The sequence below is a fragment of the Corynebacterium sp. KPL2895 genome, from assembly GCF_040225815.1.
Classification (GTDB): domain Bacteria; phylum Actinomycetota; class Actinomycetes; order Mycobacteriales; family Mycobacteriaceae; genus Corynebacterium; species Corynebacterium rhinophilum.
Window position 1 is genome coordinate 123,997 of the sequence record NZ_JBEHFY010000004.1, and the last position, 10,812, is coordinate 134,808.

The window sequence follows — 10,812 nt, forward strand, 5'->3', positions numbered from 1 at the left end:
AGTCTCACGCTATCAAATGTGTGTTCTGGACAACATTGATATTATATGTGTCAAAATCACACTATTCCATAGGTGGAGATAATCCGGTTTATACATGGTTCTTTATTAAAAGAAAAACACCCTATATGGGTGGTTTCCTTCATGGAAACGACTAATTGGCAGAGGCTCGCGAGTCGGGTGGTACCACCGGGGGTGCCCGTTACCGGATCGGGTACTACCGGGCACCGCAGGTCAAAGACATCCTCCATGAGCTCGGCGGTGAGCACGTCATGGGGGAGTTTGTGGTCACAATCTTTCCCTGACGCATGACCACGGGGCGGTCGGCATAGCGCGCCGCCTGAATAAGGTCGCGCAGCACCGTCACGATTGTTTTCCCTGCCCATGGAAGGTGCGTAACAGCTCCATGAGTTCGTACTGATGCGAGATATCCAGGAATGTCGTAGGCTCATCGAGCAGCATGATGGGAGTTTGCTGCGCTAGTAGCATAGCGATCCACACGCGTTAGTGCTGCCCACAGGAAAGCTCCTCGACGGACCGCTCAGAAATCTCCGGGGTGCGGGTAGCGGCGAGCGCCGCGTAGACGGCCTTCTCATTGCTGTCGCGTCATTTGTGGAAGAGGCTCTGGTACGGGGCCGCACCCGCGTCCCACGAGATCGGCCACGGTAATGCCATCGGGTGCAAAAGACGTTTGTGGGAGTAGACCTAATTCCCGCGCAACCTGTTTTGGTGCCCATGAAGGCACTTCTTTTCCGTCGAGAATAATGCTGCCTGCGGCCGGAGTCAGCATGCGAGCTAATGCGCGCAGCAGCGTTGATTTGCCGCAGCCACTGGGGCCAATAATGGCGGTAAAAGAGCCGTCATTAATGTTGACGGAAAACCCGTGGAAATAATGCGGCCGTCGTAACCAATGGTGGCATCCAGGGCGCGAAGTCGGGCAGAATTATGAGTGGGCATATGAGGAGCTACCTTTCGGTTAGTTCGCGGCCTATGTGGTGTCTAAATGCCTCGTGGCCTTAGTGGTGCTTTATCGCGGTGAGCCATATTGACGCCGCGCCTCGTGCACGAGCAGCCACATCATGTAGAGGCCACCAAGGCACACGGTGATAAGACCCACCGGTATCTGTCGGTAGAACTGGGCGATGATGAGGGAAAGGATATAGGCGCTGGTCAGCAGTGCGGAACCCATCGCCGCCGATGTCATCAGGGATAACCCCGCGGTGCGGGTGAGCCGCCGTGCCAATTGTGGGGCGGTGAGCGCGATGAAGTCGATAGGGCCCGCCGCTGCAGCGGCGAGCGCGGTTGTCGCCACGCCTTCGACCATGAGTAGGGGGCGGGTGCGCTGCACCCGAAGGCCCTGCGTGGTAGCGGCATCGTCGCCCAGCTCCATCGTGCGCAGGGAGGAGGCAAGCAGCGCAACCGCCACAAAGATGAGCGTGCCCAGGATGAGCACCGGGATGAGTCCCTGCCACTCCACCCTAGTAATCGAGCCCGCCGCCCAAAACCGACAACCATGGCATCCTCTACCAGCGCGCGGGTGATGAGGTAGGAGTTCAGCGATCCGAGGGCGGTGGACATAGCGATACCCACGATGATGAGTCGGAAGCTCTGTACGCCACGGCACCATGCCAGCCCATAGACCGCTAGGGTAGTGAGGACGCCGCCGATGAGAGCGGCACCCGCTAGTCCCCCAGTAGCTCGTCGATCCGAGCACCAGAACGGTGATTGCCACAGCGGTGTAGGAGCCGGCATCAAAGCCGATAATGTCCGGGGAGCCCAGGGGATTGCGGGTGAGTGATTGGAAGATTGCACCGCCTATGCCCAGCAGAGCTCCGAAGAATACCGCCGAGATCGCTACCGGAAGCCGCCACTCCCTCACGATGACGCGGTGGATTCGGGGGCTATCGCCACCGATGCCGATCGCGTGAAGTACCTCAGGGAAGGAGAGGTGGTACTCGCCCAGCGTGAGTGAGATTGCGGCTAAGGTGATGGCCAGGAGGAAAAGCACCGCGCTGATCTCGTCGAGCCGCACCGGGATGCGATGCGAGTACCAGCGCGAACGCAGAGTAACACTGCGATAGCCGGGGGATACGCGCTCAGGCTGTGTCTCTTTCACAGTCCACTCACCTTCCCTCTGCGCACGAGGGCGATGAGAACGGGCGCGCCGATGAGGGCGGTGACAACGCCGGCTGCGACCTCGCCGGGGCGTGCAACGATGCGCCCCACAGTATCGGCGGCGAGGATGAGTACGGGCGCTGCCAAGGCGGAGTAGGCAATGATCCACCGCTGATTAGGACCTACGAACCACCGCACCACATGCGGAACCATCAGACCTACGAAGCTAATGTCCCCGGTCAGTGCCGGGGCAGAACCCGCGAGCAGGGTGACGGCAATCAGGCTAAGCACGCGGGTACGTCCCACCTTCGTGCCGAGCGATGCCGCGAGATCGTCCCCAAGCGCAATGGAGTTGAGGGATTACGACAGCGCGGGGGGTGTTCCTATGTAGTTTGTCAATCTCGCGGGTGGGGTGGACGGGGGCAGATCCCTAACTCGGGATTTTCAGGTGTGTTGTTTTTGCGCGCGACTGGTAGCCGACTGGGATTTTGCCCAGTCGGCTTGTTTCGTTGTTAGGGGTTAGGCTGCTGCGGTTTCCTTTGCTGGGGCGGGGTCGTGGTAATACTCGTGGTTGCGCATCATGGCGTAGAGGACGTTGAGTCGTCTGCGGGCGAGTGCTACGACTGCGGCGTTGTGTCTTTTGCCTTCATTGCGCTTTCGTTCATAGAATTGGCGTGAACGCTCGTGGAATCTGATGGATGCAAAAGATGATTGCCATAGGGCGTTCTTTAATTTTTTGTTGCCGGCTCTATTCAGCGAATTCGACATGATCGAGGTTCCGGATTGATTCGTTCGGGGCGATAAGCCAGCGTAAGAGGCTAGGTGCCCAGCTGACGGAAAGTCGGACATGTCGTCTGCGGTCATGAGAATTTGTGCTGCCGTCTTTGGTCCGATTCCCGGCATGGATAGCAGGATTTGAGTGTGGGGGATGTCGTTGATGAGCTCGATGACTTCCTTGTCGATTTGTTTGCGGTGCTCGAGCTTTAAAAGTGCGTCCTTTGCTGACATTGCTACGCCCATTTCTGCATAGTGTGCACCGGCAATGGTGACTGTTTGCTCAGCAATGGCAGCGAATATCGCATCGATAACTGGCTCGGGATTGCGTGCCTTATAGCGTCGAGCAAAGGCAGCTGCCTTGGCCTTGCCTAAGCGTTTTATCTTGGTGGGCCCGCCGTAGCGTGCAAGTAGGTGCAGGACCCATTTGCGGTGGATTATTTGGCCGCGAATGGCCTGCTCGAATTGCGGGTAGCAACCAACAAGTGCGCTTCGAATCTGGTTGATGAGCCTGGTGTAGGAGCGTGCTAAGTCTTCGTCGATGCCGTTGAGGACTTTCAACTGAGGAAGGCTTCTTCGATGCGGTCGACACTGCGAAGGGATTCTGGAAGGTTCTTTGCAGCGTGGGCGATGATGTAGGCATCTCGGATGTCCGTTTTGGCGTTTCCGGCATGGATGTGTGAGAGCTGACGCATTGCCAAGCCGGGAAGATAGCGCACATCAATTCCAAGGTCTTGGGCTACCGCGACAGTAAGTCGGCCAATGTTATTTGGCTGGTCAACAACGACAAGGACCTTGTTGTTACCAGAGTAGAAATTCGAAAAGAGCGCGTGTAAAGCCTGCTCGTTTTGATTGATTCGTTTGGATAGAACCTGGGCGCCGTGGCTATCTAAGACGCAGGCGTGGTGGAAGTATTTTCCAACATCCATTCCGATGACATAGTCGTAGACCATGTCAGACCTCCTAGCGAGTTTAATGAGTATGGGACTTCTTTCATCGCTGGTGGTCGGACATACTTCATGCTGGCATCCACATTACTTTGAGATCTCACACACTTGATGTGGGTCAGGTTCCTATTAGCAGTTTGGAGTATGTCACTGCCTTCGGCGGCATCACCCCCCGGATCATTGTCAGACAGGGACGAAAATAAGCCATACCGAAGCCAGCGACTAGTTCCACTGCTCCTGAAAAAGAAAAGCAAAAGGAACGCAGACAAACATAACCTGCCCCTGCACAGGGGCAGAGTTACGAATCCTGGGCTCCTTCAAGCGGAACTGCTAACAACGTAATGGGGAGCGCCATGCCCACCGTAAGGAAGGGCAGGACGCTGCGGATATCCCCGAAGGTCACGCTTGCGGTGGAACCCACACCCCAGTGTCGAACCGCATCGAAGGTGGTGGGGTCGATGAGGGTGAGGAAGCTCGTAAGTCCCGTAAGTACCGCGCCCAGCGTCACACCTGCGAGGACGAGCGTAGCGGGGTGAACGGTACCTCCGCTTGCCGCCCCCTCGAGGTAGACGAACACGGTGGTGGCAGCCGCGTCGAGGAACGCGAACCAGATGTAGCCGGTGACACTGCTGAGCCCGAAGAACCCCACGCCGAGAGTGACGGCGAAGCCCGCACCCGCATTGACGTCGAGAATGCCGGGGTCGGCCAGGGGTGCGGGTGATCGCCTGAATAAGAGCGTCCACCACGCCGAAGCCGATTCCTGCCAGGCTCGCTACGAGCGTGCGTGGCCAGCGTTGCTTCCACACAATGCTAATGGCCTGCGCGTCTCCTTGGTGGTGTAGTGCCTCCCACACCACGGAGTAGGGCGGGGGTGGAGCCGTTGGCGAAGCTCATCGCGATGCTCACGAGAAGGAGCGCGAGGATGAGGAGCAGTCCCCCAAGGCAGCGGGACCGCTGCTACTTGGTGACGCCCGCCTGTGCGGGTGTTGCATGTGCTTCTGCTGTTGGGGGTGCCTTGGGTGGGGAAAGAGAGGTCATTCTGCTAGGCCTTAAAACTCGTAGCGGTTCCATCGAAAGATGGAGTGAACCGATAGTTAGGTTAGCGGTACCTAGTAATTGTGTGGTAATGGCGGGAGTTATAGACCGTGTGGCTGCGCGCCGGGGCTGGGTGGTCTTGCCGATAGCGGGGCTCATTGCTACGAAGATCGCCAGTCAGTCGCAGATGCAGGTGAACACGCCCACGTGGGGGTCTGCCGGGATCACCTCATTTGCAGGGAACCCCATGTCCGGCAAGTTATAAATTCGTGCGCCACAGGGCCCACATCAGGAGCCGCCTTCGGGCGGCTCCTTTTCTAGTTTTTTACCAGCTTCTTAATGGCGTGCATAGCCTCCGCTAGCTTCTCCTTGGCCACCTCGCCGTCCTCGGCCGCCGCACCGGCCACACAGTGCTCTATGTGGTCCTCTAAGAGCGCGAGAGAGACATTCTCTAGTGCGGATGTCACCGCGGAGATTTGGGTGATGATATCGATGCAGTACTGGTCCTCATCGACCATGCGGTGAATCCCGCGCGCTTGGCCTTCGATGCGCTTCAGGCGCGCCAGATAACGTGCTTTGCTCTTACTATCGGCGTTGTATCCGTGGATATCCGGCTCGTGGCAGGAACAGGTTTTTTGCTGCTCAGACATGGTTAAAACTCCTTCTGGGGGAGCGATTTTGTTTCTTGGTGATGTCTCCAGTATATTTCTAGAAGTCGCCAAGAAGCGACTGGCCCCCATCGTCTAGCGGCCTAGGACACTGCCCTTTCACGGCAGCGGCACGGGTTCGAATCCCGTTGGGGGTACCAACACCATCGTGTTGGTACGAAATAATTTCTCATTTGGCCTTGTGGCGCAGTTGGTTAGCGCGCCGCCCTGTCACGGCGGAGGTCGCGGGTTCAAGTCCCGTCAAGGTCGCATTCTGAACAGTACACGCTTCGGCGGGTACTGTTCTTTTTTGGTTTTGGGCCGCTGCTTGTTGGTGCCACCTTGGTACAGGGGCATCGGAAAGCGTGAAAACTGCCCTTGTAGTGCTGATTTGTGTTGTTTCTAGGCGGCTGTGTAAAGTAACTACCCGTGCCCAAGAGGCACACAAAACTGAAAATGGCCTTGTGGCGCAGTTGGTTAGCGCGCCGCCCTGTCACGGCGGAGGTCGCGGGTTCAAGTCCCGTCAAGGTCGCGGAAACCTTCGGGTTTCTGGCCAGATAGCTCAGTCGGTAGAGCACACGCCTGAAAAGTGTGGGGTCGCCAGTTCGATCCTGGCTCTGGCCACAACTATGGTCCCTCCTTATTATCAAGGAGGGACCATTTTTGGTTTAATGGGGGACATGGAAAAAGCAGTTTCTCATCAGACCGATTTGTCCCGTTTCGTGCTTACCGTTGACGGTGTGGAAGCAGGAATCTGCGAATATGTAGATTCCGGCGATACCCGCGAGTTCAACCACACGGTCATCGGGGATGACTTCCGCGGACAGGGCCTGTCCTCGCCGTTGATTAAGGCGGCCCTCGATGAAACTCGGGCTGCCGGCATGAAGGTCATCGCCACCTGCTCTGCCGTGGCGCACTTTATGGACAAGAACCCCGAATACCAGGACCTGCTGCGCGGTTAAGCACAGCAAAAAGCGGCCCACACAAGCCTGTGGGCCGCTTTTAGTCTATTTAGATGTAGTAGTCCGGATCCACGAGCTTGACCCGCTCATGCCTATTTGAAGGCCGATTCTTGGCGGGGATGCCCACCGCGATGTGATCGGCTGGTACGTCCTTCGTTACAACGGCATTGGCACCGATGGCGGAACCGGCACCGATGGTGATGGGGCCTAAAACCTTAGCGCCCGCGCCGATGGTGACGTTATCTTCCACCGTGGGGTGGCGCTTGGTCTGGGTGAGGACCTGACCGCCGAGCGTCACGCCGTGGTAGAGCATCACGCCATCACCAATTTCCGCGGTTTCCCCAATGACAATGCCCATCCCGTGGTCGATGAAGAAGCAGCGCCCGATGGTGGCGCCTGGGTGGATCTCGATGCCGGTAAAAAAGCGGTTAATCTGGGACAGGATGCGCGCAGGGCCCCGCAGGCCGCGCTTCCACAGCCAGTGGGAGACGCGGTGCGACCAGATGGCGTGCAGGCCGGAATAGACGATCGCATTTTCAACGTCGCCGCGGGCGGCTGGGTCATGGTCCCGGGCATTGGCTAAATCTTCGCGGATATATTTAATAATGCTCATGGGGACTATAGTACTGGTCACAAAAAGGCACCCGCCAAGCTTGACGGGTGCCTTTTATTCACGGACTAGGCTGCGGGGCTAATTATGCCTCGCGGATGTCCTCGAAAAGAACGGTGGAAACGTAGCGCTCACCAAAGTCCGGCAGGACAACGACGATGGTCTTGCCCTCGAACTCGGGGCGCTCAGCCAGCTTCAGTGCAGCCGAGAGGTTTGCACCGGCGGAAATACCAACCAGCAGGCCCTCTTCGGTAGCAAGGGCGCGAGAGAGCTTGATGGACTCCTCGAGGGAGGCGGTCAAAACCTCATCCAGCTGCTCGCGGTCGAGCACGTCCGGTACGAAGTTGGCGCCCAAGCCCTGGATCTTGTGTGGGCCTGCCTGGCCCTCAGACAGAACAGGGGAGTCAGCCGGTTCAACGGCAGCGAGGTAAACGTCTGGGTTCTTGGACTTCAGGTAGCGGCCTGCACCGGTGATGGTGCCGCCGGTGCCGACGCCTGCGACGAAGGCATCGACATTGCCCTCGGCGTCGTCCCAGATCTCCGGGCCGGTGGTGGCCTCGTGGATCTTGGGGTTGGCCTCGTTAGCGAACTGGGAAGCCAGGATGGCGTTGCCGCGCTCGGCGACGATCTCGTTGGCCTTGTCAACCGCACCCTGCATGCCGGCAGCGCCCGGGGTCAGGATGATTTCTGCACCGTATGCGCGAAGCAGGACCTTGCGCTCATTGGACATGGTCTCTGGCATGGTGAGGACAACGTCGTAACCCAAGGTCGCGCCGGCCAGTGCCAGAGCAATGCCGGTGTTACCGGAGGTAGCTTCAACGATGGTGCCGCCCGGCTTCAGGTCACCGGACTCCTCGGCGGCCTTGATGATGGCCAGACCGATGCGGTCCTTAACGGAGTTACCAGGGTTAAAGGACTCCACCTTGGCCAGCACGGTGGCACCCTTGCCCTCTGCCAAGCGGTTGATGCGGATGAGTGGGGTACCGCCGATGGTCTCTAGGACATTGTTGTAAATAGCCATTTATTAGGACTCCTTTGGGAATCGTATTCGTGGTCAAATCAGGTACAAGCGCAAGGATACACTATTTAAGTAGACAGAGTGGTATATTTATTACAGACTACCCATTCGGGCATGAAATGTGGGATTCGCGGCCGTGGAGGCAAAGGGGCGATTTCGAATTACCCCCACTTGCTGTCTATAATTCCACGTAGTTACCCGCTGCTCCCCAAGTTTTCGGGGATATCGGGTGCACCTACTTGGTTACTCCCGACGAGGAAAGAGTCTCATGGAGTCGCATCGCCTCAAAGATGATGAAGAATCCGTACGCGCGGCACTGTCGTCTCTCAAAACCGCCACCGGAATCCCAGTGACGATGTACGCAACATTATTGGCGGATAATCGCCTGCAAATTACCCAGTGGGTGGGTCTGCGTACACCGGCGCTGCAGAATCTGCTTATCGATGCCGGCGTGGGCGTCGGCGGGCGCGTCATCACCACCCGCCGCGCGGTGGGCGTATCGGACTACACGCGTGCCACCACCATTTCCCACGAGAACGACAGCGTGATCCAAGACGAAGGCCTGCACTCGATCGTTGCGGTACCGGTTACCGTGCAGCGTGAAATCCGAGGAGTGCTCTATGTTGGCGTGCACTCCCCAGTGCGCCTGGGGGATAAGGTCATCGAGGAAGTCACGATGACGGCGCGGACCCTGGAGCAAGACCTCGCGGTCAACTCCGCGATGCGCCGCGCCGATGGCGGAAAGGGGGGTGCCTCCCGCGGCCATGCCATGAACGGTGCGGAATGGGAACAGGTTCGTTCCACCCACTCCAAGCTGCGCATGCTGGCCAACCGCGTCGAGGACGAGGAATTGCGCAAGGAACTCGAGGCACTTTGTGATCAGATGGTCTCTCCTGTGCGCGTGAAGCAATCGACCAAGCTTTCAGCCCGCGAACTCGACGTCCTCTCCTGCGTGGCGCTCGGCCACACCAACGTGGAAGCGGCGGAAGAAATGGGGATTGGCGCCGAAACCGTCAAGTCCTACCTACGCTCCGTAATGCGCAAGTTGGGGGCACACACTCGCTACGAAGCCGTCAATGCCGCCCGCCGGATCGGCGCGTTGCCCTGATAACCGGTAGCGTATAAAGCTGTGAAAGATCAGTTTATTGTTTCCGGTGGTGCCCGCCTTGCAGGCACCGTCAAAGTAGATGGCGCCAAGAACAGCGTCCTTAAGCTCATGGCCGCCGCATTGCTGGCGGAGGGGACGACGACGCTGACCAATTGCCCAGAGATTCTGGACGTACCTTTGATGAAGAAGGTGCTCGAGGGCTTGGGCTGCGAGGTGACAATCGATGGCAGCACCGTCCGCATTACTACCCCCGCGACGCCGCAATCGAACGCGGACTTTGATGCGGTCCGCCAATTTAGGGCATCGGTATGCGTCTTAGGCCCACTGACCTCGCGCTGCGGGCATGCAAAGGTTGCGCTGCCCGGTGGTGACGCCATTGGCTCTCGCCCGCTCGATATGCACCAGACTGGCTTGGAGAAGCTCGGCGCCACCACGCGCATTGAACACGGCGCCGTGGTCGCTGAAGCTTCCGAGCTTCGCGGCTCTAATATCCGCTTGGACTTTCCTTCCGTTGGTGCGACAGAAAACATCTTGACCGCCGCCGTCTTGGCCGAGGGCACTACTGTTCTCCACAATGCCGCCCGCGAGCCCGAGATCGTGGACCTGTGCGAGATGATGAAATCCATGGGCGCCAATATCGAAGGCGAAGGCACCTCCGAGGTCACCATCCACGGCGTGGACCGGCTTAACCCAACGGAGCACGAGGTCATTGGTGACCGCATCGTGGCCGGCACCTGGGCTTATGCCGCAGCCATGACACAAGGCGATATCACCGTTGGCGGTATTGCTCCGCGTCACCTGCACCTTCCGCTGGAAAAGCTGAAGTCCGCCGGCGCAGAGATTGAAACCTATGAAAACGGCTTCCGCGTGCGCATGGATAAGCGTCCTACCGCCGTGGATTACCAGACGTTGCCTTTCCCAGGCTTTCCGACGGACCTCCAGCCCATGGCCATCGGCATTTCCTCCATCGCCGAAGGAACCACCGTGATCACGGAGAACGTCTTCGAATCCCGGTTCCGCTTCGTGGACGAAATGCTGCGCTTGGGTGCCGATGCCCAAGTGGATGGCCATCACGTGGTGGTGCGGGGTAAGGAACATCTTTCCTCTACGCATGTATGGAGTTCCGATATCCGTGCCGGAGCTGGCCTAGTCCTCTCCGCACTGTGCGCCGACGAAGCGACGACCGTTCACGATGTCTTCCATATAGACCGCGGATATCCCCACTTTGTGGAGAACCTTTCGCGGCTTGGAGCCACCATCGAAAGGACGCAGGAAGAAGAAATCTTCTAATTAACCTTCCCCAGTACGCATTTTTCTCGTGTGTGCTGGGGATTTGTGCGTTTCTTGGAGTGGGGTGTAGGTTTATCCAAGTCGCCGAGAGGTAGCCGGTTGGTTACTTTTTAGTGACTTTTTGTACTGACTTGGTTCAAGGATTTGACTTGGTTCAGGTTGTTGGGTAGGTTAGTACGAGCCGCCGACGAGAGGTTAACCTTTGGTTAATTTTCTTGTGGTGTGTGGATGTTGTTTGAGAACTCAATAGTGTGCCAATGTACTTATTTTTTATTTTTGTGTGCATGGTTGTGTGTTGATTGGTCTGTT

7 protein-coding genes, 4 tRNA genes and 5 pseudogenes are annotated in these 10,812 nt (G+C 57.8%); 7 read left to right on the forward strand and 9 right to left on the reverse strand.

What is annotated here, in order from left to right:
* Positions 1–56: 56 nt before the first annotated feature.
* The 7 genes and pseudogenes from ABRP95_RS03025 to ABRP95_RS03055 form a co-directional block, all read right to left on the reverse strand.
* Positions 57–954: pseudogene (locus ABRP95_RS03025) on the reverse strand (ABC transporter ATP-binding protein).
* Positions 955–1,024: 70 nt separating this feature from the next.
* Positions 1,025–2,113 (reverse strand): annotated as a pseudogene (locus ABRP95_RS03030) (FecCD family ABC transporter permease).
* Positions 2,110–2,472: pseudogene (locus tag ABRP95_RS03035) on the reverse strand (FecCD family ABC transporter permease); the annotation flags it as partial. The pseudogenes ABRP95_RS03030 and ABRP95_RS03035, both read right to left, overlap by 4 nt.
* 159 nt (positions 2,473–2,631) lie before the next feature.
* Positions 2,632–3,839 (reverse strand): annotated as a pseudogene (locus tag ABRP95_RS03040) (IS110 family RNA-guided transposase).
* Between the two features lie 292 nt (positions 3,840–4,131).
* Positions 4,132–4,542 (reverse strand): iron chelate uptake ABC transporter family permease subunit, encoded by a 411-nt coding sequence (locus ABRP95_RS03045; protein WP_349838702.1) that lies wholly within the window; start codon positions 4,540–4,542, stop codon positions 4,132–4,134.
* 64 nt (positions 4,543–4,606) lie between these two features.
* A pseudogene (locus ABRP95_RS03050) lies at positions 4,607–4,690 on the reverse strand (hypothetical protein); the annotation flags it as partial.
* 495 nt (positions 4,691–5,185) lie between these two features.
* Positions 5,186–5,518 (reverse strand): metal-sensitive transcriptional regulator, encoded by a 333-nt coding sequence (locus ABRP95_RS03055; RefSeq protein WP_023023790.1) that lies wholly within the window; start codon positions 5,516–5,518, stop codon positions 5,186–5,188.
* Between the two features lie 82 nt (positions 5,519–5,600).
* Here ABRP95_RS03055 and ABRP95_RS03060 point away from each other — a divergent pair.
* From ABRP95_RS03060 to ABRP95_RS03080, 5 genes are all read left to right on the forward strand, one after another.
* Positions 5,601–5,676, forward strand: a tRNA-Glu gene (locus ABRP95_RS03060).
* 35 nt (positions 5,677–5,711) lie between these two features.
* A tRNA-Asp gene (locus tag ABRP95_RS03065) sits at positions 5,712–5,785 on the forward strand.
* A 188-nt stretch (positions 5,786–5,973) separates the two neighbouring features.
* Positions 5,974–6,047 (forward strand) — tRNA-Asp (locus ABRP95_RS03070).
* A gap of 19 nt (positions 6,048–6,066) precedes the next feature.
* A tRNA-Phe gene (locus ABRP95_RS03075) sits at positions 6,067–6,139 on the forward strand.
* A gap of 56 nt (positions 6,140–6,195) precedes the next feature.
* On the forward strand, positions 6,196–6,477 hold the full coding sequence (locus ABRP95_RS03080; protein WP_284770389.1) for a GNAT family N-acetyltransferase: 282 nt from the start codon (positions 6,196–6,198) through the stop codon (positions 6,475–6,477).
* Positions 6,478–6,526: 49 nt separating this feature from the next.
* Here the strand turns inward: ABRP95_RS03080 and epsC are convergent, their stop codons facing one another.
* The gene (gene epsC / locus ABRP95_RS03085) at positions 6,527–7,090 is read right to left on the reverse strand and encodes a serine O-acetyltransferase EpsC (RefSeq protein ID WP_284850448.1); all 564 of its coding nucleotides are present in this window, start codon (positions 7,088–7,090) and stop codon (positions 6,527–6,529) included.
* A gap of 82 nt (positions 7,091–7,172) precedes the next feature.
* The gene (gene cysK, locus ABRP95_RS03090; protein WP_284770391.1) at positions 7,173–8,108 is read right to left on the reverse strand and encodes a cysteine synthase A; all 936 of its coding nucleotides are present in this window, start codon (positions 8,106–8,108) and stop codon (positions 7,173–7,175) included.
* A gap of 265 nt (positions 8,109–8,373) precedes the next feature.
* Between cysK and ramA the strand changes: the two genes are divergently transcribed.
* Together ramA and murA are read left to right on the forward strand one after the other, a co-directional pair.
* The gene (ramA, locus tag ABRP95_RS03095) at positions 8,374–9,213 is read left to right on the forward strand and encodes an acetate metabolism transcriptional regulator RamA (RefSeq protein ID WP_005279642.1); all 840 of its coding nucleotides are present in this window, start codon (positions 8,374–8,376) and stop codon (positions 9,211–9,213) included.
* Positions 9,214–9,234: 21 nt separating this feature from the next.
* Positions 9,235–10,503, forward strand: coding sequence for a UDP-N-acetylglucosamine 1-carboxyvinyltransferase (murA, locus tag ABRP95_RS03100; protein WP_284770392.1), 1,269 nt, complete (start codon positions 9,235–9,237; stop codon positions 10,501–10,503).
* Positions 10,504–10,812 lie beyond the last annotated feature (309 nt).

Excerpts from the sequence above, each read along its gene's own strand:
- ABRP95_RS03055 (WP_023023790.1), bottom strand. The coding sequence starts at position 5,518 with ATGTCTGAGCAGCAAAAAACCTGTTCCTGCCACGAGCCGGATATCCAC.
- ramA (WP_005279642.1), top strand. The coding sequence starts at position 8,374 with ATGGAGTCGCATCGCCTCAAAGATGATGAAGAATCCGTACGCGCGGCA.
- cysK (WP_284770391.1), bottom strand. The coding sequence starts at position 8,108 with ATGGCTATTTACAACAATGTCCTAGAGACCATCGGCGGTACCCCACTC.
- ABRP95_RS03080 (WP_284770389.1), top strand. The coding sequence starts at position 6,196 with ATGGAAAAAGCAGTTTCTCATCAGACCGATTTGTCCCGTTTCGTGCTT.
- epsC (WP_284850448.1), bottom strand. The coding sequence starts at position 7,090 with ATGAGCATTATTAAATATATCCGCGAAGATTTAGCCAATGCCCGGGAC.